Origin of the sequence: Lelliottia wanjuensis (assembly GCF_030238365.1) — a bacterium.
GTDB lineage: Bacteria > Pseudomonadota > Gammaproteobacteria > Enterobacterales > Enterobacteriaceae > Enterobacter > Enterobacter wanjuensis.
The window spans coordinates 1-26077 of sequence record NZ_JASSOT010000065.1 but is presented as its reverse complement, the minus strand read 5'-3'; the positions used below and the strand labels follow the sequence as shown (position 1 = coordinate 26077).

Sequence of the window (26077 nt, the reverse complement as noted above, 5' to 3'; positions counted from 1 at the left end):
GGCACACTTGTTAAGATTAACACATCTGCGCCAACCGGTTACCAGCGGCTGGCAGCCTGTTTGTCGCTGTCGCGCGACTCCACCCAGCGCTCCCCTTCGGGCGTGGCTTCACGCTTCCAGAATGGCGCGCGGGTTTTGAGATAATCCATAATAAATTCACCCGCTTCGAACGCACTGCTGCGATGCGAACTGGTGACGCCGACAAAGACAATCTCTTCGCCTGGCCACATTTCGCCGACGCGGTGGATCACCGTGACGCGACCGAGCGGCCAGCGCTGACGGGCCTCTTCCACGATAGTGGCAAGCGACTTCTCCGTCATGCCCGGATAATACTCGAGCGTCAGCGCTTTCACACTATCACCAAGATTATGGTTACGGACTTTGCCGGTAAAGGTCACCACCGCGCCGTCTTCGTCGCGCTCGGCGAGCCAGCTGTACTCCGTGCCGACGTTAAAGCGCTCCGGCCCGACAACAATACGCGTATCAGACATGATTAACCCCCTGTGACCGGCGGGAAAAACGCCACTTCATCACCGGCGTTGAGCGGATGGGAAAATTCCACCAGCGTCTGATTCACCGCCGCCAGCAGCTTGCCCTCTTCCAGCGCCAGCGCCCAGCGGTCGCTTTGCGCCGCCAGATGGGCGCGCAGGGCTTCGACGTTTTCGAAAGGGGTATCGAGGGTCAGGCTGTCGGTATTGACCAGCTCGCGAACCTGAGCAAAAAAGAGCACGTTAATCATGAGTGTCCACCCTGAAATCGCCGGATTTGCCGCCGCTTTTCGCCAGCAGACGAACCGGGCCAATCACCATATCTTTCTGTACCGCTTTGCACATATCGTAAATGGTCAGCGCCGCCACGGAGGCCGCCGTTAAGGCTTCCATTTCGACGCCCGTTTTACCGGTCAGACGGCACAGCGTCTCAATGCGCACACGGTTGTGCTCCGGCTCGGCCTGCAGGTTCACTTCGACCTTACTGAGCATCAGCGGATGGCAGAGAGGAATCAGATCCCAGGTGCGTTTTGCGGCCTGAATTCCGGCGATACGCGCAGTCGCGAAGACGTCACCCTTGTGGTGGCTGCCGTCGATAATCATCGCCAGAGTTTCCGGCAACATGGTCACGAAGGCTTCGGCGCGCGCTTCGCGCACCGTTTCGGCCTTGGCGGAAACATCCACCATATGGGCTTCGCCCGCGGCGTTAATGTGGGTCAATTGGGACATAGCTTACTTCTTCAAATGAGGATGAAAATTACACGGACGGGTGCGGGCATCAAGCTGCGGGGCAATGATGTTTTCCCACGCCGTGCGGCAGGCTTTGGTCGAGCCCGGCATGGCAAAAATCAGCGTTTTGTTGGCGATCCCGGCCACCGCGCGCGACTGCAATGTCGAGGTGCCGATCTCTTCAAAGGAGAGCATGCGGAACACTTCGCCAAAGCCTTCGACTTCACGGTCAAACAGCGGGAGCAGCGCTTCTGGCGCCTGATCGCCTGCGGTAAAACCGGTGCCGCCGGTGATGAGAACCACCTGCACCTCGTCGCTGGCGATCCACTGAGAGACCTGGGCGCGAATGGCGTAGCGGTTCTCTTTAACAATCGCTTTATCAACAATGCTGTGCCCCGCTTCGTGGGCAGCATCGCGCAGCCAGTGACCAGAGGTGTCGTCCTCTTCGCCACGGCGCTCAGAAACGGTAAGAATAGCAATACGCGTCGGAATAAATTCAGCGCTGACCTGACTCATTTTCTGGTTCCTTTTAAGCCGATTACCCGCCGATGTAGGACAGGTTTTGTGTAATCCCGGTGTCGCCCTGATGCAGGAAATGGGTCTGTTTTTTATGCGTCAGAGCCGCAGAAATGCGTGCTTCGAGGGCGTCCTGTTGGGCATCGTCTTCCAGCAAATCGCGAAGATCCACGCCGCCGTCGCCGAACAGGCACAGATGCAGTTTGCCGACAGAGGAGACGCGCAAACGGTTGCAGGTGGCGCAGAAATCTTTCTCATAAGGCATGATAAGCCCTATTTCCCCTTCGTAGTCCGGGTGACAAAAGACCTGCGCCGGGCCGTCGCTGCGCTGGCGGATCTGGTGGATCCAGCCGCGTTTGAGCAGTTCATCGCGCAGCACCATGCCGGAGATATGATGACGGCGGAACAGATCGCTGCCCTCGCCGGTTTCCATCAGCTCAATAAAACGCAGTTGAATGCGGCGGGGTTTGACCCACGCGAGGAAGGTGTCGAGCTGGTGATGATTCACATCGCGCATCAACACCGTGTTGACTTTGACCTTGTCGAAACCGGCTTCAAACGCAGCGTCGATGCCTTCCATCACCTGGCGGAATTTATCCTGCCCGGTAATGGCGTGAAACTGGCGCGCGTCGAGGCTGTCGACGCTGACGTTGATGGCCGTGAGACCGGCATCGCGCCACTGGGTGACATCGCGGGCTAAGCGATAGCCATTGGTGGTGACGGCGATTTGATGAATGCTGGCATTTTCGCGAACGGCGGCGATGATGTCGGGGAAATCACGACGCAGGGAGGGTTCGCCACCCGTGAGACGCACTTTTTCCGTGCCGAGCTCAGAGAAGGCGCGCGTCACGCGGCGCACTTCGTCGACGGAGAGAAATCCGTTGTTGGTGACGCTGCCCGGCTTGTAGCCGTTCGGCAGGCAATAGGTGCAACGAAAATTGCACACATCGGTAATCGACAGACGTAAATAGAAAAACTTACGCGCGAAAGCATCTGTGAGTTGAGAAGCCATGTACACCTTTCCAGTACGGGAGGCACAGTCATTTCTTTCTGTACCCTGGTAGCGTTTCCGCTACGGCCAGGGCGCCATATCAAGTGACACAGGCGCCAGGGCTAGAGTGTATGTTTTCATTTTCGAAAACGTGGGTTATGCCGATAGTAGCGCGGAAATGGCACTTTCGCCATTGGCCGCTTTCGCTATATAATTATATATATAGCGACCAGATCGCGCACTTTCACTACAGAATACGTAAAAATCACAGTTTCGCATTGATATACGTCATTTTGCCGGGGGTCGGGCATCGTCTTTTAGGGGTAGTTGGGTTACTGTTACGCGGATCGAATGTGATAAGGAATGTGTATGCGCAATCGCACTTTTGCGGATCTTGACCGTGTGGTCGCTCTCGGCGGAGGGCATGGGCTGGGGCGGGTGATGTCGTCATTATCCTCGCTGGGCTCCAGGCTCACCGGGATCGTAACCACCACCGATAACGGGGGCTCTACAGGTCGTATCCGTCGTTCCGAAGGCGGCATCGCCTGGGGCGATATGCGTAACTGTCTTAACCAGTTAATTACCGAACAAAGCGTCGCTTCGGCGATGTTTGAGTATCGTTTTAGCGGGAATGGTGAGCTTTCCGGGCATAACCTCGGAAATCTGATGTTAAAGGCGCTGGATCACCTGAGCGTGCGCCCACTTGAGGCGATTAATTTAATCCGAAACCTGCTGAAAGTGGATGCATTCCTGATCCCTATGTCAGAACAACCGGTCGATTTAATGGCGATCGACACCGAAGGCCATGAAGTCTATGGCGAGGTGAATATTGACCAGCTGATTTTGCCGCCTCAGGAGCTGATGACCTACCCTTCCGTTCCGGCCACGCGTGAAGCGGTGGAAGCGATCGGCGAAGCGGATTTGATTCTTATCGGGCCGGGCAGTTTTTACACCAGCCTGATGCCGCTGCTGCTGGTGAAAGAGCTGGCGCAGGCGCTGCGCAGGACGCCAGCCCCGATGGTCTACATCGGCAATCTGGGGAAAGAGCTCAGCCCTGCCGCTGCCAGCCTGTCGCTTGCGGATAAACTGAATCTGATGGAGCAGTACGTCGGTAAAAAAATTATCGACGGTGTGGTCGTTGGGCCGAAGGTGGATGTTTCAGGGATGGAAGGCCGGGTAGTGGTGCAGGAGGAGCTGGAAGCGAGCGATATTAAGTATCGCCACGACCGGCATCTGTTGCGTCTGGCGCTGGAGAAAGCGATTCAGGCGCTGGGGTAACAACCGAACAGCGCCCGATGGCGCTACGCTTATCGGGCCTACAAGGACCGTACAACGGCTCGAATCGTAGGCCGGGTAAGGCGAAGCCGCCACCCGGCAAAAGCCGCTACGACGCCGCAATAAACAAATCCCGCAACTTATGCAACTGGTCGCGGATCTGCGCCGCCTCTTCAAACTCCAGATTCTGCGCGTGCTGCATCATCTGCCCTTCCAGCTCATGGATTTTCTGCTGCAGCGCCTTCGGCGTCAGCAGCAGTTCAACCGGATCGGCTTCCACCGGATGACGCGCTTTGCCGCGCCCTTTGGTTTTCGCGATCCCCTGACCCAGCGCCAGAATATCCACCACTTTCTTGTTCAGACCCTGTGGCGTAATGCCGTTCTCTTCGTTGTACTGCTGCTGCTTCTCACGACGACGCTCCGTTTCGCCAATCGCTTTCGCCATCGACGCCGTAATCTTATCGCCGTAAAGAATCGCTTTGCCGTTGATGTTTCGTGCCGCACGACCAATGGTCTGAATCAGCGATCGCTCTGAACGCAGGAAGCCCTCTTTATCGGCGTCCAGAATCGCTACCAGCGACACTTCCGGCATGTCGAGACCTTCTCGCAACAGGTTAATCCCCACCAGCACATCAAACTCGCCGAGACGCAAATCGCGGATGATCTCCATACGCTCAACGGTATCGATATCCGAGTGCAGATAGCGCACGCGCTCCCCGTGCTCTTCCAGGTACTCGGTCAAATCTTCCGCCATGCGTTTGGTCAGCGTGGTGACCAGCACGCGTTCGTTGACCGATGCGCGAGCACGGATCTCTGAGAGCAGATCGTCCACCTGAGTTCCCACCGGACGCACTTCGATAATCGGATCCAGCAGGCCGGTTGGACGCACCACCTGATCGATCACCTCGTCACCGGATTTCTCCAGCTCGTAGGTACCAGGCGTGGCCGAGACGTAGATCGTTTGTGGGGCCAGCGCTTCAAACTCTTCAAATTTCATCGGGCGGTTATCGAGAGCCGACGGCAGACGGAAACCGTACTCCACCAGCGTCTCTTTACGCGCGCGGTCACCGCGATACATCCCGCCGATTTGTGGAATGGTGACGTGGGATTCGTCCACCACCAGCAGCCCGTCAGCCGGAAGATAATCGAACAGCGTCGGCGGCGCCTCGCCAGGGCCGCGCCCCGAGAGATAGCGCGAGTAGTTTTCGATCCCCGAGCAGTAGCCCAGCTCGTTCATCATCTCGAGATCGAACTGCGTACGCTGGCTCAGGCGCTGCTCTTCGAGCAGTTTGTTATTCGCCAGCAGCACTTTCCGGCGGTCCGCCAGCTCGACTTTGATCTCTTCCATCGCCTGCACGATACGCTCGCGCGGGGTGACGTAGTGGGTTTTCGGGTAGATGGTGAAGCGCTGGATCACCGACTCGACGTGCCCGGTCAGCGGGTCAAACAGGGACAGACGTTCCACCTCTTCGTCGAACAGCTCAACGCGCAGAGCCAGATCGTCAGATTCCGCCGGGAAGATATCGATCACTTCGCCGCGCACACGGAAGGTGCCGCGCTGGAAGGCCTGATCATTACGCGCGTATTGCAGCTCCGCCAGACGACGGACAATCGCGCGCTGATCGATGATCATTCCGTTGGTCAGGTGCAGCATCATCTTGAGATAAAGGTCCGGATCGCCCAGACCGTAGATCGCAGAAACAGAAGCCACCACGATCACATCCCGGCGCTCAAGCAGCGCTTTGGTCGCCGAGAGACGCATCTGCTCGATGTGTTCGTTCACCGAGGCGTCCTTCTCGATGAAGGTGTCAGAACTCGGTACGTAGGCTTCTGGCTGGTAGTAATCGTAGTAAGAGACGAAATACTCGACGGCGTTATCCGGGAAGAACTCTTTCATCTCGCCGTACAGCTGCGCCGCCAGGGTTTTGTTGGGGGCCAGCACCATCGTCGGGCGCTGCAAATCCGCAATCACGTTGGCGACGGTAAAGGTCTTGCCTGAGCCGGTCACGCCCAGCAGAGTCTGGTGCGCCAGCCCGTCTTCCAGCCCCTCTTTCAGGCGGCGGATCGCCTCCGGCTGATCGCCAGAAGGACGGAAGGCAGAATTCAGTTTGAACAATTTACTCATGGGCGACAACCTGGTGACGGAAAAAGCGGCAGTGAGTAATTTTACTCGCGGCTGGTAAATTTGCCAGTAATAAATACTGGATGTAAAACCAGTGGCGTGTAAGGATATCTGGATTAGCATCCGACTCATGAGCACGAAACGGGTCAAAATTTAGGCTGTGACAAGATAAAACACCAGCGATGGGCGGTTATCCCCAGAACATTTCTATTTTTAACATTTGTCAAGCTACGTAATGATAGTTTTATGGCAGCAGGTGACACTTTCATGACGATGATTGCTTTTGTCTAACTCGTTAATTCATAGAAGATATTTCTTAAAGCCGCGTTTCGCATCAATTCAGGCGCAGGCCGCGTCTTCTCTCGCTTGCCTAAGGTTTTCTAACTCTAATGCACATGGTTATCCACAGGAATAGTGGATAACTGCTTCCAGCCCATATAGAGCGCCCCTCGGCAAATTCCCGGTTTTTCCCATGGGCATGTCCGTAAAAAATATTTATCACTCATTTTTGATGATAATCAGTCCCACGGCGCATAAGCCACTGGCGAGATCTTAATCACAATTCAGTCATTCTGTGCCCTGTAGCCACGCTTAACCTTTGTGAGCCTAATCTTAAAACTGCCGTTTATTTGACCGGATTGCGGTTTATGGCAGGGGTTTTGCACATTCCTGATGACGTCTTATCCCTCACGCGTTTACAGGAGAGCATTATGTTAAGTCTGCGCGCTGTTAATCAGTTCTATGGAAGCCAGCACACGCTGTGGAATGTGGATTTGGATTTGCCGCCGGGGATGTGCACGGGCGTTATCGGGCTGCCGGGAATGGGCAAAACGACGCTGATCAACTGCATCACCGGTCAGTTACCGATAGAAAGTGGCACCATTATCTGGCATGAAGCGGGCGCACCACCGTGCGATTTGCGCAACGCTGCACCGACGCAGTGCGCGATGCCGGGGATTGGCTATGTTTCGCAGGACAGGCGGATTTTCTCGCAGCTCACCGTCGAGGAGAACCTGCACGTGGCAATGCGCGCCAAAGGCGTACCGGATGCCGGTGCGAGCAGTGAAATTTACGCCCTGTTCCCACAGCTCTGGCCGCTGCGGCACGCGCGTGCGACGGGCATGTCGCCCGAGGAGCAGTACCAGCTCGCTCTCGCCAATGCGCTTATCACTCGCCCTCGCCTGCTGATTCTGGATGAGCCGCTGCACGGTACGGGAAACACGTTTGCCCACAAGCTGGCGCAGCTGCTGATGCGTTTAAGTCGCGAACTGGGGATGACGGTGCTATTAGCGGAGCAGCAGCTGACGTTTATCCGCCGGGTCGCGGATCGTTTTTGCGTGCTGTATCGCGGCCGTAACGTGGCCCAGGGCCACGTTAACGAGCTGGATGAGGCGCTTATTGCGCACTGGATGTCGCGGGGTGCAAGGCGCTGAGATCCAGATACTGGCCGGTCTCGGCCTGTTCAGCGCCGTCAGCCAGCCACGGAATTTCTCCGAGGAACGGCGCGGGAAGGACGCGTTGCAGCGTGGCGAGATACTCCTGATGACGTTTTCCCGGCGCGACCACGTCGTTAGCAATCCAGCCTGCGAAGCGCAGTCCGGCCTGGGTGATCGCCTGTGCCGTGAGCATGGCGTGATTAATACAGCCCAGTTTGACGCCGACGACGAGGATCACCGGCAACTGTTCGTCCTGCACCCAGTCGGCGAAGGTCTGACAGTCTGAGAGCGGCGTAAACCAGCCGCCCGCCCCTTCGACCAGTACCCATTCCGCTTTCTGCTCCAGCGCACGCAGGCCCGCAGAGAGCACCGGGAATTCAATCGGGCGCTGCTCGTCGGCGCTGATGATGTGCGGCGAGGTCGGCTCGGCGAAGGTGTATGGATTCACCTCTTCATAAGCCAGCGTAAGCGTGCTGTGGCGCTGCAGCGCCAGCGCGTCCGAGTTGCGCAGGCCTTCCGCCGTCATCTCGCTGCCGGACGCTACCGGTTTGTACCCGGCGGTGGTGAATCCCTGCAAACGCGCCGTCTGCAGCAGCGCCGAGCTGGCGACGGTTTTACCGACTTCGGTGTCGGTCCCGGTGACAAAATAACGTTCAGTCACGTTCGATAATCCCATGAAAAAGTTGATAAGAGAGCGCAAACTCGCCCCGCTCGCGCGGCCACGCCAGTTCGAGGCGCGTGAGTTCTCCGCGCGTCAGCGGTTTGCGCCCCCGTCCGCCGTGCAGATGGGTGGCACCAATGCCTTTCAGGGAGCGCATGGCGCTCAGGGCATCGCTGAAGGAAAGCGTGATGACCTCCGTGGTGGCCCGGTAGCGCCCCCCCGCCAGAGCATCATTCACCGCCTGCTCAGATAAAAAACGGTTGGCGTGCGGGTGTTCATCCACCGCGCGCCAGGCCTGATTCAGCTCCGGCAGCGAGTTATCCAGCAGCGTGGTAAAGGCGACGGTTCCGCCGGGGCGCGTCACCCGACAGAGTTCGCGCAGCGCCTGCGGGAGACTGGCGCACCACTGCACCGCCAGATGACTCCAGACGAGGTCAAACTGCGCATCCGGGAGCGGAATGGCTTCGATATCGCCCACCAGATAGTCGTCCGCCGCCTGCTGATAGCGCGCCTGTTCCAGCATCTGCGGCGAGAGATCGAGGGCCGTCACATGGCTGCCCGCTTCGCGCCAGGCACGGCTGTTCGCGCCAGGGCCGCAGCCCGCATCCAGCACGGCGTTAAATCGTCCTTCGCCAAGAAACGTTTTCAGCCCCCGGGCGCTGCGGCGCTGCAACTCATCGTGCTTTGAGTAACTCTGCGCCGCGCGCCCGAAGGCCGAGGCGATGGCCTGCTTATTCACCGGCGTCATGCAGCGCCTCCAGTAAGTCGTCGATATCCTGAGTGAGATGCGCGGCGGTCAGAGTCAGACGCAGACGCGCGGTGCCCGCAGGAACCGTCGGCGGACGAATCGCCGTGACCCACATACCGCGATCGCGAAGCTGCTGCGCCAGGCGCAACGCGCGGCTGTTCTCGCCGACGATCAGCGGCTGAATGGCGCTTTGCGAGTCGGTCATCCGCCAGGGCAGCTCACGAACGCCTGCCCGGAAGCGTTGAATATGCGCCGCCAGGGTTTGCCGACGATCTTCCCCCTCGTCGCTGCGAATAACTTGCAGCGCGGCCTGCAGCGACAACGCCTGGGCGGGCGGCATGCTGGTGCTGTAGATCAGATGCCGGGCGAACTGCAGCAGGTAATCTGCGACGGATTCGCTGCACAGCACCGCCGCCCCGCTGATACCAAACCCTTTGCCAAAGGTCACAATCAGCAGCTCCGGTTTGACACCCTGGTTGGCGGCACTCCCGCGCCCTTCCTCGCCGAGCACGCCGATGCCGTGGGCGTCATCCACCAGCAGCCAGGCGTTGTGCTCCCGCGCGGCGGCGTGCAACTCTGCCAGCGGCGCACTGTCGCCGTCCATGCTGAACACCCCTTCGGTCACCACCAGCTGTTGCCCGTCGCAGGATTTCGCCAGCAACGTAGTAAGCTGAGTGGCGTCGTTGTGGGCAAACCGACGCAGCTGCGCCGGGCTAAGACTGGCGGCTTCGAGCAGCGAGGCGTGGCTCAAGCGGTCAGCCACAATCCGATCCTCTTTGCCCATCAGGGCGGCAATGAGCGCCTGATTGGCGGCAAAACCGGAGATAAAGAGCAGCGCGCGCGGGTAGCCGAGCCAGTCGGCAAGCTGCTCCTCCAGCGCCTGATGCGCGGTGGTATAGCCCGTCACATGCCCCGACCCGCCGCTGCCGACGCCCCAGCTTTCCGCTCCCTGCTGCCAGGCGCGAATAACCACCGGATGCTGGCTCAAACCCAGATAATCGTTGCTCGAAAAATTGCAGAACCGACGCGTATCGCGGATCAGAATGCGACCGCCGCCTTCAACCGCCGTGCGGGTGCGAAACGCGTCCGCCGCCCGGCGTTCTTCAAGGGCGGCGTCAATGCGCTGCTGCCAGGTCATACGGCTGCCGCGTTGTAATACTGTTCGGTGTCGGCGTTGAAAAGCTGCTGTTCCAGCTCGTTATCACCTGTTAATACCTCGGTCTGATGCGGATTCAGCCCCAGCTTGCGGAACAGCTGGACGTCTTTGTCCTCTTCCGGGTTTGGCGTGGTCAGCAGTTTGCAGCCGTAGAAAATCGAGTTCGCGCCCGCCATGAAGCACATCGCCTGGGTCTGCTCGCTCATCTGCTCGCGGCCAGCGGAGAGGCGCACGAACGAGGTTGGCATCATGATGCGCGCCACGGCGATGGTGCGGATAAAATCAAACGCATCCACGTCGTCGTTATCCGCCATCGGCGTGCCTTTGACCTTCACCAGCATGTTGATCGGCACGCTTTCCGGCGGCGTCGGCAGGTTCGCCAGCTGCAACAGTAGGCCCGCGCGATCTTTCACCGTTTCGCCTAAGCCCACGATCCCGCCGGAACAGACTTTAATTCCCGCATCGCGCACCTTGTCGAGGGTGTCCAGGCGCTCCTGATAGGTTCGGGTGGTGATGATGTTGCCGTAGAACTCCGGCGATGTATCGAGGTTGTGGTTGTAGTAGTCCAGACCCGCCGCCGACAGGCGCTGCGCCTGAGTTTCGTTCAGCGTGCCGAGAGTCATGCAGGCTTCAAGACCCATGGCTTTCACGCCCTGCACCATTTGCTCGAGATACGGCATGTCGCGATCGTGCGGATTTTTCCACGCTGCGCCCATGCAGAAACGGGTCGAACCGGCGTTTTTCGCCTTCCGCGCCGAGTCGAGGACCTGCTCCACTTCCATCAGACGTTCGGCTTCAAGCCCGGTTTTATAGCGCGCACTTTGTGGGCAATATTTGCAGTCTTCCGGGCAGGCACCGGTTTTGATCGACAGCAACGTACTGACCTGCACGTGGCGCGGATCGAAGTGCTGGCGGTGGATTTGCTGGGCTTCGAACATCAGTTCGAGGAAAGGTTTGTTAAATAATTCGGTGACTTGCGACATTGTCCAGCGCGGGTGATTAGCCATCGGGCTTCTCCAAAAGGGGTTTAGTTCATTGTGGGTTCGGTTTATACTTGTAAACCTAAAACTTTTCAAAATGGTTTACAAGTCGATTATGACCCCGGACGATCTCGCCTTCGACAAGCAGCATATCTGGCACCCCTACACCTCCATGACTCAGCCGTTACCCGTCTATCCGGTCGCCTCGGCGCGCGGGTGCGAACTGCATCTGGCGACCGGCGAAACGCTGGTCGACGGGATGTCCTCCTGGTGGGCGACCATCCACGGGTACAACCATCCGCGCCTGAATGCGGCGATGAAAACGCAAATTGACCAGATGTCCCACGTGATGTTTGGCGGGATCACCCATCAGCCGGCGATTGACCTGTGTCGTCGTCTGGTCTCCATGACTCCGGCATCGCTGGAATGCGTTTTCCTCGCCGATTCGGGTTCGGTGGCGGTGGAAGTGGCGATGAAAATGGCGCTGCAGTACTGGCAGGCGAAAGGCGATCCGCGCCAGCGTTTCCTGACCTTCCGCAACGGCTACCACGGCGACACCTTCGGGGCGATGTCGGTCTGCGATCCGGACAACTCGATGCACAGTCTGTGGCAGGGCTATCTGCCGGAAAACCTGTTTGCTCCGGCCCCGCAAAGTCGTTTTGACGGCGAGTGGAACGAGATGGACATGGTCGGCTTTGCCCGACTGATGGCAGCCCATCGCCACGAGATCGCCGCCGTGATTCTGGAGCCGGTGGTTCAGGGCGCGGGCGGGATGCGCATGTACCACCCGGAGTGGCTAAAACGCATTCGTAAGATGTGTGACCGCGAAGGTATCCTGCTGATCGCCGACGAAATCGCGACCGGGTTTGGTCGCACCGGTAAGCTGTTTGCCTGTGAACACGCGGGCATCGCGCCGGATATTTTGTGTCTCGGCAAAGCCCTGACGGGCGGCACCATGACGCTTTCTGCCACGCTGACCACGCGTCACGTGGCCGACACCATCAGCGACGGGGAAGCGGGTTGCTTTATGCACGGCCCGACCTTTATGGGGAATCCGCTGGCCTGCGCGGTCGCCAGCGAAAGTCTGGCGATTCTGGAGAGCGGCGAATGGCAGGCGCAGGTGGCGGCGATCGAATCACAGCTCACCCGCGAACTGGCGAGCGCGGCAAATTCTGAATTTGTTGCCGATGTGCGTGTGCTGGGGGCGATTGGCGTCGTCGAAACGACACACCCGGTCAACATGGCGGCATTGCAGCGTTTCTTTGTAGAGCGCGGCGTGTGGGTGCGCCCGTTCGGCAAACTGATCTACCTGATGCCGCCGTACATCATTACCCAACAGCAGTTGCAGAAACTGACCCGCGCGGTGATCGAGGCCGTTAACATTCCCGCACATTTTGCGATTTAACCCAACACCTTAGCCTCGGTATGCTGTGGATGGTTTACACTTTTTGCACCGCTACCGAGGAGAAATCGTATGAAGATTTTCAGTCAGGATCTGCGCGACGGCGAGAAATTGCCCGAGCGTCACGTGTTTAACGGTATGGGCTATCAGGGCGATAATATTTCGCCGCACCTGGCCTGGGACGAGGTTCCGCCGGGAACCAAGAGTTTTGTCGTGACCTGCTATGACCCGGACGCACCGACCGGTTCCGGCTGGTGGCACTGGATCGTCGCTAACCTCCCGGCCGACACGCGCGTGCTGCCGCAGGGCTCCGGCTCCGATCTGGTGGCGCTGCCAGACGCGGCTATTCAAACCCGCACCGATTTCGGCAAAGCGGGATACGGCGGCGCAGCACCGCCAAAAGGCGAAACCCACCGCTATATTTTCACCGTGCACGCGCTGGACGTTGAGAAGATTGACGTGGATGAAGGCGCGAGCGGCGCGATGGTGGGCTTTAACGTGCATTTCCATACGCTGGGCAGTGCGTCGATTACGGCGATGTATTCGTGAAAAAAGCCGGGTGGCGGCTTTGCCTTACCCGGCCTACCGTCGTGCTTTTGTAGGCCCGGTAAGCGCAGCGCCACCGGGCGTTTTTTACAATATCGCAGGCAATAATCCGACCAGACTCCCCTTACTCAGCAGTTCCATCGCCTTATCAATATCCGGTGCAAAGAAACGGTCGTCGTCATAGTGCGTCACGTGTTCACGCAAGTTTTGCCGCGCCTGCTCCAGCAGCGGACTGGATTTAAGGCCTTCGCGCAGATCGATCCCCTGCACTGCCGCCAGCCACTCGACCGCAATCACGCCGCGCGTGTTGTACGCCATCTCCCAAAGACGACGCCCGGCGGCAGGCGCCATCGACACATGGTCTTCCTGATTGGCAGACGTCGGCAGGCTATCCACGCTGTGCGGATGCGACAGGGCTTTGTTCTCGCTCGCCAGCGCGGCGGCGGTCACCTGGGCAATCATAAACCCGGAGTTGACTCCGCCGTTGCGCACCAGGAACGGCGGCAGCTGCGACATGTGTTTATCCATCATCAGGGCAATACGACGCTCGGAAAGTGCGCCGATTTCGGCAATCGCCAGCGCCAGATTATCGGCGGCCATCGCCACCGGCTCCGCGTGGAAATTCCCGCCGGAGACCACTTCGTTCTGCTCGGCGAAGACCAGCGGATTATCGGAAACCGCGTTCGCTTCCACCAGCAGCACTTCGGCGGCCTGACGGATTTGCGTCAGACACGCGCCCATCACCTGCGGCTGACAGCGCAGGGAATACGGGTCCTGCACCTTCTCGCAGTTGTGATGCGAGTCGGCAATCGCGCTAGTGTCGGTAAGCACGTGGCGGTACATCGCCGCCGCGTCAATTTGCCCGCGCTGACCGCGAACCTCGTGAATACGCGCATCAAACGGACGACGCGAGCCGAGCACCGCTTCAGTGGTCAGCGCACCGCACACCACCGCCGAGGCAAACAGATCTTCGGCTTCGAACAGACCGCGCAGGGCAAACGCCGTGGACGCCTGAGTGCCGTTCAGCAGGGCCAGCCCCTCTTTCGCCGCGAGCGTAATCGGCTCTAATCCGGCCTTTTGCAGCGCCTCTTTGGCAGGCAGCCATTGCCCCTGCCAGCGCGCTTTGCCTTCGCCCAGCAGCAGAAGCGACATATGCGCCAGCGGCGCCAGATCGCCCGATGCGCCAACGGAGCCTTTGGCCGGGATCCACGGATAGACCTGCGCATTGACCAGGGCGATCAGCGCCTGAATCACGCTCAGGCGGATGCCGGAAAAACCGCGCGCCAGGCTGTTAATTTTCAGCACCATCATCAGACGCACGATCTCGTCATCCAACGGTTCGCCCACGCCCGCCGCGTGCGACAGCACCAGCGAGCGCTGCAAGTTTTCCAGATCGTGAGTGGCGATGCGGGTCTGGGCCAGCAGGCCGAAACCGGTGTTGATCCCGTAGGCCGTGCGGTCTTCGGCGACAATGGCCTCGACGCAGGCGACGCTGTCATTGATCGCCTGGTGGGCGTTTTCATCCAGTTTTAGCGTCACCGGCTGACGCCAGGCGCTGCGCAGGTGAGCAAAAGTCAGCGCGCCGGGGGTGATAGTCAGTGAATTCATCAGTGTTTTCCTTGTGTGGCGGCGACCATCGGCAGGTTCAGTCCCTGCTCTTTCGCACAGTCAATCGCGATGTCATACCCCGCATCGGCATGGCGCATCACGCCTGTCGCCGGGTCGTTGTGCAGTACGCGGGCAATGCGCGCGGCGGCTTCGTCGGTGCCGTCGCAGACAATCACCATCCCCGCATGCTGCGAGAAGCCCATCCCAACGCCGCCGCCGTGGTGCAGTGACACCCAGGTCGCGCCGCTGGCGGTATTCAGTAAGGCGTTGAGTAACGGCCAGTCGGAGACCGCGTCGGAGCCGTCCTGCATAGCTTCGGTTTCACGGTTCGGGCTGGCAACCGAGCCGGAATCTAAGTGGTCGCGGCCAATGACAATCGGCGCAGAGACTTCACCGCTGCGCACCATTTCGTTGAACGCCAGGCCGAGTTTTTGTCGCCACTCGAGGCCCACCCAGCAGATACGCGCCGGCAGCCCCTGGAAATTAATGCGTTCGCGGGCCATGTCGAGCCAGTGGTGCAGATGCGCGTCGTCGGCGACGATCTCTTTCACCTTAGCGTCGGTTTTGTAGATATCTTCCGGGTCGCCGGAGAGCGCCACCCAACGGAACGGGCCGATACCGCGACAGAACAGCGGGCGGATATAGGCCGGGACAAAACCGGGGAAGTCGAAGGCGTTTTCCACGCCCATCTCTTTCGCCATCTGGCGAATGTTGTTCCCGTAGTCGAAGGTCGGCACGCCCATCTTGCTGAAGGCCAGCATCGCCGACACATGCTCCGCCATCGAGCGTTTGGCGGCCAGCACCGTCCCTTCCGGGTCGCTCTGGGATTTTTGCTGGTACTCTTCCCACGTCCAGCCTTTCGGCAGATAGCCGTGGAGCGGATCGTGGGCGCTGGTCTGGTCAGTAACCATATCCGGGCGAACGCCGCGCGCCACCAGTTCCGGGACGATATCCGCCGCGTTGCCGCACAGGGCGATCGACACGGTTTTACCTTCGGAGGTGTACTTCTGAATGCGCGCCAGAGCGTCGTCCAGATTGTCGGCCTGTTCATCGACATAGCGGGTGCGCAGGCGGAAATCGATGCGGCTTTGTTGGCATTCGATGTTGAGTGAGCAAGCGCCTGCGAGCGTGGCCGCCAGCGGCTGCGCGCCGCCCATCCCGCCCAGCCCGGCGGTCAGAACCCAGCGCCCTTTCAGGGAGCCGTTGTAATGCTGACGCCCGGCTTCGACGAAGGTTTCATAGGTGCCCTGCACGATGCCCTGGCTGCCGATATAGATCCAACTGCCCGCGGTCATCTGGCCGTACATCGCCAGCCCTTTGGCGTCCAGTTCGTTGAAGTGCTCCCAGTTTGCCCAGTGCGGGACGAGGTTCGAGTTGGCGATCAGCACGCGCGGCGCATTCTTATGGGTTTTAAACACTCCGACCGGTTTACCGGATTGCACCAGCAGGGTTTCGTCGATTTCGAGATTAGTGAGCGCTTCCACAATGGCGTCGTAGCATTCCCAGTTACGCGCTGCGCGACCGATGCCGCCATACACCACAAGCTCGTGCGGGTTCTCGGCAACTTCGGGATCGAGGTTGTTCATCAACATGCGCAGCGGCGCTTCGGTGAGCCAGCTTTTGGCGGTGAGCGTGGTGCCGCGCGGGGCGCGGACATCCTGCTGACGGTATTTACCTGACGACATTATGTGGTCCTCATACGGGATGGAATATACAAACAGATATACTTGTATAGACAACCCCGCACAAGGTCGGATTTAACAATAAAGATACAATTTTGTTATATTGTGTTAGCTATCACGCTTTCAAAACTTATGACATGAAGTGGCCTTGCAGGCGGTATCGGCTGCCAGGGAATAACAGTCTGGCGTGCGAGACAATCTGCCCGGAAGACCAGGTGCGGCGGCGGATCAGCAGGCACGGATCGTGCTCTTTAATGCGCAGCAGTTCGCACTCCTGCGGCGTGGCGCGCACCGCTTCGACGATATGCTCCCCCTCCGTCAGCGGCGCGACCTGCGACAGCCAGGCGTGGGGCGTGGTCTGGGTGTAATCCTGCTGCAGATAATCGGGCACCCGGTCGGCGTTGACGCAGCGATCCTCAATTTGCACCGGAATGTCGTTCTCAAAATGCACCATCACCGAGTGAAAAATCCGCGCCCCCTCTTTGACGTTCAGCTCGACCGCCTGCTCGGCGCTGGCCTGGGTCTCTTCCAGCACCAGCACTTCGCAGTGGTGCTGATGATTGCGCGCGGCGATCTCGTCGGCGATGCTGCGAATTTCAAACAGCGCCGACTGCCCTTTCGGCTCGGCAACAAAGGTCCCGACGCCCTGCAAACGCACCAGCAGACCCTCGTCCGTGAGTTCGCGCAGGGCGCGGTTGATGGTCATGCGGCTAAAGCCAAACTGCGCCACCAGCTCGGCCTCGGAGGGAATACGGTCATGCGGCTGCCAGACGCCGGTGGCGATCTTCTCGCTGATAGCCAGTTTCACCTTTTCATAGAAAGGTGCGGGTGCGCCGGAGGGCGGATTCGGTGAGCGTGAAAACATCGTAACTCCTTAGATTTTTATGCCCACCAGTGAGCAATTTGCCAGGCCAGACGCGCGGCAAGCCGTGCGCCCTGTCCGTCGCGATCGTAGGTTGGGTTAAATTCGACTAAATCGACCGCCTGGAGTTTTCCGCTGCGGCAGATTTCACCGATGACCGGCAGCAGATCCAGGGCCGGAACGCCGAGCGCCGCCGGGGCGGAAACGGCCGGCATTTCTCCCGCAGGCAGGACGTCCAGATCGATAGTCAGGTAGACCCGATCGGCTTGCGCCAGCACCTTTTCCAGCGCGGGTAACGCCTCGCGGCGAAAATCGAGATCTTCCACCAGGGTGACGTGCAGACGGGCCGCCTCATCCCACAGCGCCTGGGTGTTCGCCGCCCGGCTGACGCCAAAACAGGCGTACTGAAATTCACGGTTTTGCTCTTCGCAGTAGAACGCCAACTGGCGGAACGGCGTGCCCGACGAGGCGTGCTCTGCCTTGCGCAGATCGAGGTGCGCGTCGAGATTGATGATTAACACCCGCTCTTGCGCAAAGGCATCCAGCACCCCGCGACCGTGCGCCCAGGCCGTTTCGTGCCCGCCGCCGAAGACCAGGGTGCGCATGCCCGACTGCTGGCAGGCTTGCACCGCGTCACTTAGCGCGCGCTGGGCAGCTTCCAGCTGGTCGCCTTCAACGGTGATGGTGCCCATATCGGTAATATTGTCGTGCCCGCTGTGGCTTGCCATATTGGCCAGCGCTTTGCGCAGCACATCCGGGGCTTGTGCCGCGCCGGTCCTGCCGTGGTTGCGTTTCACACCGGCATCGCATTCGAATCCTATCAGCGCAATGCCTGACTGTTTGGGGGCAAAATGCCCGGTCTGAGCAAGGGTCTGGTAGAGGCGCAGCGCGTTGCGGGCCTCAGCGCTGTCGTCACGCCCTTGCCAGATGTCAGGCGAAGTGGGCCGCCAGAGTTTCATGAGACTTTCCCTCTAAATACGCGCTGATACAGCGGATTACGCCCCGGCTCATACACCATCTCCACCGGGCGTTCGGCGTCCCAGACAATGAAATCGGCGACGAAACCTTCCTTTAACTGACCGTGAGTAGCCCCGCGCCCCAGCGCCTGTGCGGCGTGACGCGTCACGCCCGCCCACGCCTCCTCCGGCGTGAGACCAAACTGCACGCAGGCCATGTTCATCGCCAGATGCAGGCTGGCAAACGGGCTGGTGCCAGGGTTGTAATCCGTGGCGACAGCCATCGGCACGCCCTGCTTTCGCAGCTGTTCAACCGGCGGGCACTGACGTTCCTGTAAGAAGTAGTACGCGCCGGGCAGCAATACCGCCACCGTGCCGCTGTGTGCCATCGTACTCACGCCCGCATCATCGAGATACTCAATATGATCGGCAGACCAGCCGTGGTATCGACTCACCAACGCCGCACCGCCCAGATTGGACAGCTGCTCGACGTGGCCTTTAACGGGAATGCCGAGCGCAGCGGCGGCCTGAAACACCCGCTCGGTTTGTGACGGCGTAAAGCCGACGTTTTCGCAGAACACGTCCACGGCTTCAAACAGCCCTTTGCGCCAGAGAGTCGGCATTATCTGTTCGCAGACCAGTGTGATGTACGCATCCGGATCCTGACGATACTCTTTCGGCACGGCGTGGGCGGCGAGCAGCGTCGGGCTGATCTCCACCGGATGGTTGTGCGCGAGCGTTTGCGCGACGCGCAGCATTTTCTCTTCGCTCTGCGCGTTGAGTCCGTAACCCGATTTAATCTCCAGCGTCGTCACGCCTTCCTGCATCAGGCGATGCAGGCGCTGTTCCGCTCGTTTCAGCAGCGTTTGCGACTCGCTTTCACGCGTGGCGGAAACAGTGGAATTGATCCCGCCGCCCTGGGCGCTAATGGTTTGATAGGAGACGCCGTTCAGACGCTGCTCCCACTCCGCCGCGCGGTCGCCGCCAAACACCAGATGGGTGTGGCAATCAATCAGGCCCGGCGTGACCAGACGTCCCTCGAGATCGACCTGATGCGCATGCGTCGCCGGGAGCTCCGATTCAGGGACGATCGCTACAATCGTCTCGCCGCGCACAATCAGCGCCACCTTTTCGCGCAGCCCGTAAGGTGCTGGCTCCTCAGGGTTCATGGTCGCCAGCCGTGCGTTACGCCAAAGGACATCGTCGGGATAAAGCTGCTGCATAGGAGTTCCGCTTGTCATGGGTTGTATAGACATTTATTTTCATTCGTTTGCCTGTGTCAACCCGCTTTACGGAAATTGTTATTTATTTGTGACGACTTCCCCGCCGGGCGCGGGTGAAATATGCAACTTTTTAGCTTTTCATCTTCCCGTTTCGCTCAACTTAGTATAAAAAAGCAGGCTATTTCGATCATCCCGTTAAGACTCGTGAAGCAAGGAGCTTTCCCTTGAACATTTCCAGGATTTCTCGTCTGGCGTTGGCACTCGCCTTTGGCGTGACATTGTCCGCGTGCAGCTCAACTCCACCTGACCAGCTGCCATCCGAGCAGGCTGCGCCAGGCACCGGCTCTCGCCCAATTTTGTCTGCGGGTGAAGCGAAGAACTTCACCGCGGCACATTATTACTCTGCCATGGACCCGAACGCCGCTCCGTGGACACCGTCTTCTATTAGCATCCCTGCGCAGCCTAACTTCGTGGTTGGCCCGGCAGGCACCCAGGGCGTGACGCACACCAGCATTCAGGCGGCCGTTGACGCCGCTATCACTAAACACAGCGCATCGCGCCAGTACATCGCGATCCTACCAGGCGAGTATGAAGGGACGGTCTACGTTCCTGCCGCACCGGGCAGCATCACCCTTTACGGTACCGGTGAAAAAGCGATCGACGTGAAAATTGGTCTGGCGATCGACTCTGAAATCGACCGTAATACCTGGCGTCATCTGGTGAACCCGGCCGGGAAATATATGCCAGGCAAACCGGCGTGGTACATGTTCGACAACTGCCAGAGCAAGCAGACCGCAACGGTCGGCATGATGTGCTCGGCAGTATTCTGGTCGCAGAACAACGGCCTGCAGCTGCAGAACCTGACCATCCAGAACACCCTGGGTGACAGCGTGGATGCGGGTAACCATCAGGCGGTTGCCCTGCGTACTGACGGCGATAAAGTGCAGATCAACAACGTGAACATTCTCGGTCGCCAGAACACCTTCTTCGTGACCAACAGCGGCGTGCAGAATGCCCTGCAGAATAACCGTCTGACCCGTACGCAGGTCACCAACAGCTATATCGAAGGTGATGTGGATATCGTCTCCGGTCGTGGCGCGGTGGTGTTTGATAACACCGAGTTCCGCGTGGTGAACTCCCGCACGCAGCAGGAAGGTTACGTGTTTGCGCCGGCAACCCTGTCCAACATGTTCTACGGCTTCCTGGCCGTGAACAGCCGCTTTACCGCTTCCGGTGACGGCGTGGCACAGCTGGGCCGTTCGCTGGATATCGACTCTGCCACCAACGGGCAGGTCGTGATCCGCGACAGCGTGATCAATGAAGGCTTCAACATGGCTAAACCATGGGCCGACGCGGCGATCTCCAAACGTCCGTACTCTGGCAACACCGGTGCGATGGATGATAAAGGGAACGTGCAGCGCAATCTGAACGACGCAAACTTCAACCGCATGTGGGAATACAACAACCGCGGTCTGGGTAGCAAAGTGGTTGCTGAGCCGAAGCAGTAAGAGATAAGCAAAAGGGGGATAATTATCCCCCTTTTTGCTGCGACTGAATGCGTCAGGCTCTTAGTTTAAGATACGCATCCAGCAGTTGCATAATCGCAACCATGAGTTGCAGGAACAGGATCGTCCATTCCACACCGCTCATACGCCACGAAGTATACCCGCTAAAAACTGTATATAAACCCAGTTAAGGTTAATTAGGAATTTATAAAGGTTTTGCCTTTCCAGCGCTTAAAATCAGACAGATAGATTTCTGAGGCCGGCACAATGTCCTGAGTTATTAATCAATCGATTTTACATACCGGGCAGCAAGGATTAATATCGTCGTGTTGGTAATAATTGACGTGCTTTCCGGCTACCACCGGGCATAAAAAAACCTCGCATCCGCGAGGTTTTTTTGCTTTTACGCCACTTAGTGCGCGTTAAACACCACCCACATTGGCCCCTGGCCGACGGCATAGCGTCCTTTCTCTTCCAGCAGCCCCTGCTCGCCTTTGATTTCATACAGCGCGATGTGGTGGGATTTCTGCCCCGCCGCCACCAGGAATTTGCCGCTGTTGTCGATATTAAAGCCGCGCGGCTGGGTTTCGGTCGGCTGGAAGCCTTCGATGGCCAGCACGCTGCCATCTTCCGAGACGCTGAAAATGGTGATCAGGCTGGAAGTACGATCGCAGGCGTAGAGATGGCGACCGTCTGGGGTGATATGAATATCCGCCGCCCAGCGGGTGTCGGTGAAGTCAGACGGCATCATGTCCAGCGTCTGAACGCGTTCAATCTGGCCTTTCGGATCCTTCAGTTCCCACACGTCGACAGAGCTGTTTAGCTCGTTCACCACGTAGGCGTACTGCTGATTCGGGTGGAACACCATGTGACGCGGACCTGCGCCTTCCACGGTGGTAATCTCTGCCGGAGTCTGCGCGGCCAGATGACCGTCGTCGCTCAGGGTGAACAGGCAGATACGATCCTGTTTCAGCGCCGGAACCCACAGGGTGCGGTTGTCCGGGGAGATATTCGCCGAGTGGCAGCCTTCCAGCCCTTCGACGACATCCACGGTCCCCTGCGGAAGACCATCGACCAGAGGCGTAACGCTCACGCAGCCGGAATTGTAAGAGCCGCTGAAGATGAACTGGCCTTTGCGATCCGTAGAGATGTGCGTCGGGCTGCCCGGCAGCGGCGCTTCGGCGGTATAGGTCAATGCGCCATCGTCCGGCGCAATGCGGTAGGCCAGCACGCGAAACTCAGGGCGCACGCCGACATACAGAAAACGTTTATCCGGGCTGACCACCATCGGTTGCACCTGTCCCGGCACATCAACCACCTGCACCAGCGTGAGCGAGCCTTCCGCATTCAAACGCCAGACGTGGATCTGCTGGCTCTCAGGACTGGCGGTATAAACGGTTTGTTTCATGACTACTCCTCTCCACTGCGCGTAAATTTAACGGTGAATGCTGAATTTTAGCCTGGTATTTTGTGGGGCACGTCTCTCGGTGTACCATCCCCTAAGACCTTAAATTCAATATTAACCCGGAAGAACAAATGACCTCGCGTGTGATTGCTCTGGATTTAGACGGTACGCTGTTAACCCCGCAAAAAACCCTGCTCCCCTCCTCCCTCGAAGCACTCAAGCGTGCTCAGGAAGCGGGATATCAACTCTTGATCGTTACCGGTCGACATCACGTTGCCATTCATCCTTTTTATCAGGCACTGGCGTTAGATACACCTGCAATTTGTTGTAATGGCACTTATTTGTATGATTATCATGCAAAAAAGGTTCTGGAGTCCGATCCGCTGCCCTCGACTCAGGCGCTGCAATTGATCGATCTGCTCGATGAACACGCCATTCACGGCCTGATGTATGTGGATGATGCGATGATGTATGAGCGCCCAACCGGCCACGTGACCCGCACCAGCAACTGGGCGCTCTCTCTGCCCGAAGCGCAGCGTCCGGTCTTTACCCAGGTTGCCTCTCTGCGTCAGGCTGCAACTGATGTGAAGGCCATCTGGAAATTTGCCCTGACCGACGAAGATACCGGCAAACTGAACGCGTTCGCGAAACACGTTGAACAGACGTTGGGCCTTGAGTGTGAATGGTCATGGCACGATCAGGTGGATATCGCGCGCAAAGGCAACAGCAAAGGCAAGCGCCTGACGCAGTTTGTCGAATCTCAGGGCGGGTCGATGAAAGACGTGATCGCCTTCGGGGATAACTACAACGACATCAGCATGCTCGAAGCCGCCGGAACCGGCGTGGCGATGGGCAATGCCGACGATGCGGTGAAAGCGCGCGCCAACGTGGTGATTGGTGACAACACCACCGACAGCATCGCGCAGTACATTTATACCCACCTGCTGTGATCAGGTGGTGATCGAGACGCTCTTGATCTGCGCGTAAAGCCACAGGCCAGGTTTGATGCCCAGCTCATCCCTGGCCCACGGGCTGATGCGCGCCCACAGCTTTCTGCTGCCCACTTCCAGCTGCACTTCCACCTGCCCGTTATCGTCCAGACATTGCGCCACTTTCGCGCGCAGAATGTTGCGGATACTGGTTTGCAGCGGTGGCTGGAGCACCAGAGAAACGTCAGACGCCTGAATGCGGATGCGCAGCGCGGATTGCAGCGGCTTATCGATCTTATTGACCCACAGATGCTGATCGCCCAGCGCCAGCGCGGTCATGGCGTAGTGCGGATGATGCTCCAGCACGCTGACCTTCAGAATGCTGCTCTGCTGCTCTTTCGGCAGCCACGGATGCATGACGCTGCTGCCCCACACCTCTTCCAGCGGCCCAAACGCTTTGACGCTGCCGTTTTCCAGCACCAGCACGTTGTCCGCCAGATGCAGGATCTCATCCAGCGAATGGCTGACGTAGAGCATCGGAATGTTGATTTCGCGCGCCAGACGCTGCAGATAAGGCAACAGCTCGCGTTTACGCGGCAGATCCAGCGAGGCCAGGGGTTCATCCAGCAGCAGCAATTCCGGCGCGGTTAACAGCGCGCGGCCAATCGCGACACGCTGTTTTTCACCGCCCGAGAGTGACGACGGAAGGCGCTCCAGCAATGGCTCAATGCCGAGTAGATTGACCAGATTATCAAACTGCCCGGCCATGCTTTTCGCCATGCCGTAGCGCAGATTGCCGCGCACTTTGTAGTGCGGGAACAGCCGCGCATCCTGGAAAACATAGCCGACGCGGCGTTTTTCAGGCGCCAGGTAAATCTTCTTTTCAACGTCATGCAGCACGCGGTCGTTGAGCACAATCCGGCCCGTCTGCGGACGCGTCAGCCCGCTGATGGCATTGATGAGCGAGGTTTTCCCCGCGCCCGACACGCCAAAGACGGCGGTGATCCCGGATGCAGGCAGCGTTTCGTTGAGCGTCAGGCAGTGGTTGCCCAGCGTCTGGCTAAAGTTGAGTTCCAGCATGATTATTTCCCCATCCGCTCGCGGCTCAGACGCGCCAGCCATTCAGAAATCAGCAGCGACACCAGCGCCAGCACGATGGAGATAATGCACAGCCGCGCGGCAGCCCCTTCCCCGCCCGGCGTCTGAATCAGGGTATACATCGCCGACGGAATGGTGCGAGTTTCGCCGGGAATGTTGGAGACGAAGGTAATGGTGGCGCCGAATTCGCCAAGGGAACGGGCAAATGCCAGCACCGTGCCGACGATAATGCCCGGCAGCGTAAGAGGCAGCGTGATGGTGAAAAACACCCGCCAGCGCCCGGCACCCAGGGTGCGCGCCGCCTGCTCGAGCTTAATGTCGACGCCTTCCAGCGCCAGACGAATGGCCCGCACCATCAGCGGGAAGGACATCACCGCCGCCGCCAGTACCGCGCCGCGCCAGCTAAAGGCAAACGTCAGGCCGAACCAGTCATACAAATACTGGCCGATAAAACCGCGTCGCCCCATCGCAATCAGCAATAAGTAACCGACCACTACCGGCGGCAACACGAGAGGAAGATGAAGAATACTGTCGAGCAGGGCTTTGCCCGGAAACTGGCAGCGAACCAGCAGCCAGGCAAAGAAGATCCCAAAGGGCAAACTAAAGGCAACTGCCAGGGAAGAGACTTTCAGGCTCAGCAGCACGGCCTGCCATTCGGGATCGGTCAATATCATTAGTGAGTCGTAAATCCGTAACGTTTAAAGATGGCTGACGCTTCAGGTCCTTTCAGATAGTCGTAAAAGGCGCTGACCGTCGCATTTTTATGTCCATCAACAATGGCGATCGGGTATTCCACTTTCTTGTGCGAGTCTTCCGGGAAGGTCCCGACCACTTTCACACCTTTACCGGCAACCGCATCGGAACCGTACACAATGCCCAGCGGGGCTTCGTTGCGCTCCACCAGCGCCAGAGCGCCGCGCACGTCTTCAGCCGGAGCCAGTTTCGGTGACAATGTATCCCACGCACCCAGTTTTTGCAGCGCTTCTTTCGCGTAGATACCCGCCGGAACGTGATCCGGATCACCAACCGCCAGACGGCCGTCTTTCAGCAGGCTGGTCCAGTTGGTCTCTTTGTTGATGGTGAACTCGCCCTGCGCGCTGGCTTTTGGCGCGACCACCACCAGGCTGTTACCCAGCAGGGTTTCACGGGTGGCCGTGTCGATCGATTTTTTCTCTACCGCATAATCCATCCATTTCTGATCGGCAGAAATAAACAGATCCGCAGGCGCACCGGCTTCAATCTGGCGAGCCAGGGTTGAAGACGAGGCGAAGGAAGAGACAACATCGACGTTTTTCTCTTTTTTGTACTGCGCCGCAATGTCCTGCATCGCGTTGGTCAGCGACGCCGCCGCAAAGACCGTGATTTTACCTTCGTCAGCCAGTGCATGTCCGGCGACGGAGAGTGTCAGTGTTGCCCCTGCGAAAAGGCGTAACCATGTGCGTGCCATTTGTAGCTCCTGTGAGTGTCGTTATATATTTATAAATATAACGATAACTGTAAGGATAACCTAGCGTTAAATCGTACCGTTTAAGGGGTAAACAAAGCTGATTCTGAGAATACTATCGGCGGGAGAAGCAGAAACTTGAGAGCAAAACGCCCGGGCTATGGACTGCACCCCAAAAGTTGGACACCCAACTGATTAAGGTGCAGTTTTTTATGGCAAAGCCAAAATATTCCCTCGAAACCAGATTAGCTGTCGTCAATCACTACCTTGCCGGAAAAGATGGAACACATCGTACCGCTGAACGTTTTGGGGTTG

The 26077-nt window shown here is 58.6% G+C and carries 26 protein-coding genes and 1 riboswitch; of the genes, 6 read left to right on the top strand and 20 right to left on the bottom strand.

The features are described from left to right. Nucleotides 1–38: 38 nt before the first annotated feature. From moaE to moaA, 5 genes are all read right to left on the bottom strand, one after another. The gene (moaE, locus tag QQF33_RS18090; RefSeq protein WP_285146559.1) at nucleotides 39–491 is read right to left on the bottom strand and encodes a molybdopterin synthase catalytic subunit MoaE; all 453 of its coding nucleotides are present in this window, start codon (nucleotides 489–491) and stop codon (nucleotides 39–41) included. A 2-nt stretch (nucleotides 492–493) separates the two neighbouring features. Then, nucleotides 494–739 (bottom strand): molybdopterin synthase sulfur carrier subunit, encoded by a 246-nt coding sequence (gene moaD, locus QQF33_RS18085; protein WP_282492257.1) that lies wholly within the window; start codon nucleotides 737–739, stop codon nucleotides 494–496. After that, nucleotides 732–1217, bottom strand: a complete 486-nt coding sequence (gene moaC / locus QQF33_RS18080) for a cyclic pyranopterin monophosphate synthase MoaC (protein WP_282492256.1) — start codon at nucleotides 1215–1217, stop codon at nucleotides 732–734. The genes moaD and moaC overlap by 8 nt, the downstream gene beginning before the upstream one ends. Nucleotides 1218–1220: 3 nt before the next feature. Then, complete coding sequence (moaB, locus tag QQF33_RS18075) at nucleotides 1221–1733, bottom strand: molybdenum cofactor biosynthesis protein B (RefSeq protein ID WP_095281318.1); 513 nt, start codon at nucleotides 1731–1733, stop codon at nucleotides 1221–1223. 22 nt (nucleotides 1734–1755) lie between these two features. Further along, nucleotides 1756–2745 (bottom strand): GTP 3',8-cyclase MoaA, encoded by a 990-nt coding sequence (gene moaA, locus QQF33_RS18070; protein ID WP_285158375.1) that lies wholly within the window; start codon nucleotides 2743–2745, stop codon nucleotides 1756–1758. Next, a riboswitch (molybdenum cofactor riboswitch) is annotated at nucleotides 2733–2866 on the bottom strand. Its footprint overlaps the gene before it by 13 nt. A gap of 227 nt (nucleotides 2867–3093) precedes the next feature. On the opposite strand from moaA, the gene yvcK reads away from it, so the two are divergent. Next, on the top strand, nucleotides 3094–4002 hold the full coding sequence (gene yvcK, locus QQF33_RS18065) for a uridine diphosphate-N-acetylglucosamine-binding protein YvcK (protein ID WP_282492254.1): 909 nt from the start codon (nucleotides 3094–3096) through the stop codon (nucleotides 4000–4002). Between the two features lie 106 nt (nucleotides 4003–4108). Here yvcK and uvrB read toward each other — a convergent pair whose 3' ends face one another. Further along, nucleotides 4109–6124: an excinuclease ABC subunit UvrB gene (gene uvrB, locus QQF33_RS18060; RefSeq protein ID WP_285158374.1), complete on the bottom strand. Its 2016-nt coding sequence runs from the start codon at nucleotides 6122–6124 to the stop codon at nucleotides 4109–4111. Between the two features lie 707 nt (nucleotides 6125–6831). Between uvrB and QQF33_RS18055 the strand changes: the two genes are divergently transcribed. Continuing rightward, nucleotides 6832–7554: an ABC transporter ATP-binding protein gene (locus tag QQF33_RS18055; RefSeq protein WP_285158373.1), complete on the top strand. Its 723-nt coding sequence runs from the start codon at nucleotides 6832–6834 to the stop codon at nucleotides 7552–7554. Here QQF33_RS18055 and bioD read toward each other — a convergent pair. From bioD to bioB, 4 genes are read right to left on the bottom strand one after another with little or no spacing between them, the layout of a single operon-like run. Beyond that, the gene (gene bioD / locus QQF33_RS18050) at nucleotides 7517–8218 is read right to left on the bottom strand and encodes a dethiobiotin synthase (protein ID WP_285158372.1); all 702 of its coding nucleotides are present in this window, start codon (nucleotides 8216–8218) and stop codon (nucleotides 7517–7519) included. The two genes, QQF33_RS18055 and bioD, sit on opposite strands and share 38 nt — an antisense overlap. Continuing rightward, a complete protein-coding gene (gene bioC, locus QQF33_RS18045) occupies nucleotides 8211–8966 on the bottom strand; it encodes a malonyl-ACP O-methyltransferase BioC (RefSeq protein ID WP_285158371.1) in 756 nt (251 codons plus the stop codon). The genes bioD and bioC overlap by 8 nt, the downstream gene beginning before the upstream one ends. Further along, nucleotides 8950–10104 (bottom strand): 8-amino-7-oxononanoate synthase, encoded by a 1155-nt coding sequence (bioF, locus tag QQF33_RS18040; protein ID WP_285158370.1) that lies wholly within the window; start codon nucleotides 10102–10104, stop codon nucleotides 8950–8952. Before bioF ends, bioC begins: the two co-directional genes overlap by 17 nt. Then, nucleotides 10101–11129, bottom strand: a complete 1029-nt coding sequence (gene bioB, locus QQF33_RS18035; protein WP_285158369.1) for a biotin synthase BioB — start codon at nucleotides 11127–11129, stop codon at nucleotides 10101–10103. The genes bioF and bioB overlap by 4 nt, the downstream gene beginning before the upstream one ends. Nucleotides 11130–11217: 88 nt before the next feature. On the opposite strand from bioB, the gene bioA reads away from it, so the two are divergent. Together bioA and QQF33_RS18025 are read left to right on the top strand one after the other, a co-directional pair. After that, on the top strand, nucleotides 11218–12507 hold the full coding sequence (gene bioA, locus QQF33_RS18030; RefSeq protein ID WP_390888484.1) for an adenosylmethionine--8-amino-7-oxononanoate transaminase: 1290 nt from the start codon (nucleotides 11218–11220) through the stop codon (nucleotides 12505–12507). Nucleotides 12508–12576: 69 nt separating this feature from the next. Continuing rightward, nucleotides 12577–13053 (top strand): kinase inhibitor, encoded by a 477-nt coding sequence (locus QQF33_RS18025; RefSeq protein ID WP_282492244.1) that lies wholly within the window; start codon nucleotides 12577–12579, stop codon nucleotides 13051–13053. A gap of 84 nt (nucleotides 13054–13137) precedes the next feature. Here QQF33_RS18025 and hutH read toward each other — a convergent pair whose 3' ends face one another. The 5 genes from hutH to hutI all read right to left on the bottom strand — a co-directional run bounded on the left by hutH (nucleotide 13138) and on the right by hutI (nucleotide 19381). Beyond that, nucleotides 13138–14658, bottom strand: a complete 1521-nt coding sequence (gene hutH, locus QQF33_RS18020; RefSeq protein ID WP_285146569.1) for a histidine ammonia-lyase — start codon at nucleotides 14656–14658, stop codon at nucleotides 13138–13140. Next, the gene (gene hutU, locus QQF33_RS18015; protein ID WP_285158367.1) at nucleotides 14658–16343 is read right to left on the bottom strand and encodes a urocanate hydratase; all 1686 of its coding nucleotides are present in this window, start codon (nucleotides 16341–16343) and stop codon (nucleotides 14658–14660) included. The genes hutH and hutU overlap by 1 nt, the downstream gene beginning before the upstream one ends. Nucleotides 16344–16470: 127 nt before the next feature. Then, nucleotides 16471–17205 carry a histidine utilization repressor gene (locus QQF33_RS18010; protein ID WP_285158366.1) on the bottom strand — a complete coding sequence of 245 codons (735 nt, stop codon included), beginning with the start codon at nucleotides 17203–17205 and terminating at the stop codon, nucleotides 16471–16473. Nucleotides 17206–17222: 17 nt separating this feature from the next. Then, nucleotides 17223–18161, bottom strand: coding sequence for a formimidoylglutamase (gene hutG / locus QQF33_RS18005; RefSeq protein ID WP_285158365.1), 939 nt, complete (start codon nucleotides 18159–18161; stop codon nucleotides 17223–17225). Then, complete coding sequence (gene hutI, locus QQF33_RS18000) at nucleotides 18158–19381, bottom strand: imidazolonepropionase (RefSeq protein WP_285158364.1); 1224 nt, start codon at nucleotides 19379–19381, stop codon at nucleotides 18158–18160. The genes hutG and hutI overlap by 4 nt, the downstream gene beginning before the upstream one ends. A gap of 224 nt (nucleotides 19382–19605) precedes the next feature. Between hutI and QQF33_RS17995 the strand changes: the two genes are divergently transcribed. Further along, nucleotides 19606–20889 (top strand): putative acyl-CoA thioester hydrolase, encoded by a 1284-nt coding sequence (locus tag QQF33_RS17995; RefSeq protein ID WP_285146573.1) that lies wholly within the window; start codon nucleotides 19606–19608, stop codon nucleotides 20887–20889. Between the two features lie 52 nt (nucleotides 20890–20941). Here QQF33_RS17995 and tisB read toward each other — a convergent pair whose 3' ends face one another. Together tisB and pgl are read right to left on the bottom strand one after the other, a co-directional pair. Continuing rightward, entirely contained in the window at nucleotides 20942–21031 is a 90-nt protein-coding gene (gene tisB, locus QQF33_RS17990; RefSeq protein WP_282492235.1) for a type I toxin-antitoxin system toxin TisB, read from the bottom strand. A 267-nt stretch (nucleotides 21032–21298) separates the two neighbouring features. Next, complete coding sequence (gene pgl, locus QQF33_RS17985) at nucleotides 21299–22294, bottom strand: 6-phosphogluconolactonase (RefSeq protein WP_285158363.1); 996 nt, start codon at nucleotides 22292–22294, stop codon at nucleotides 21299–21301. Between the two features lie 128 nt (nucleotides 22295–22422). Here pgl and QQF33_RS17980 point away from each other — a divergent pair, with 128 nt between their 5' ends. Next, on the top strand, nucleotides 22423–23241 hold the full coding sequence (locus tag QQF33_RS17980) for a pyridoxal phosphatase (RefSeq protein WP_285158362.1): 819 nt from the start codon (nucleotides 22423–22425) through the stop codon (nucleotides 23239–23241). On the opposite strand, the gene modC is transcribed toward QQF33_RS17980, so the two are convergent. From modC to modA, 3 genes are read right to left on the bottom strand one after another with little or no spacing between them, the layout of a single operon-like run. Beyond that, nucleotides 23242–24300, bottom strand: coding sequence for a molybdenum ABC transporter ATP-binding protein ModC (gene modC, locus QQF33_RS17975; RefSeq protein ID WP_282492232.1), 1059 nt, complete (start codon nucleotides 24298–24300; stop codon nucleotides 23242–23244). Nucleotides 24301–24302: 2 nt separating this feature from the next. Next, nucleotides 24303–24992, bottom strand: a complete 690-nt coding sequence (modB, locus tag QQF33_RS17970; protein WP_282492231.1) for a molybdate ABC transporter permease subunit — start codon at nucleotides 24990–24992, stop codon at nucleotides 24303–24305. Further along, on the bottom strand, nucleotides 24992–25765 hold the full coding sequence (gene modA, locus QQF33_RS17965; RefSeq protein WP_285158361.1) for a molybdate ABC transporter substrate-binding protein: 774 nt from the start codon (nucleotides 25763–25765) through the stop codon (nucleotides 24992–24994). The genes modB and modA overlap by 1 nt, the downstream gene beginning before the upstream one ends. Nucleotides 25766–26077 lie beyond the last annotated feature (312 nt).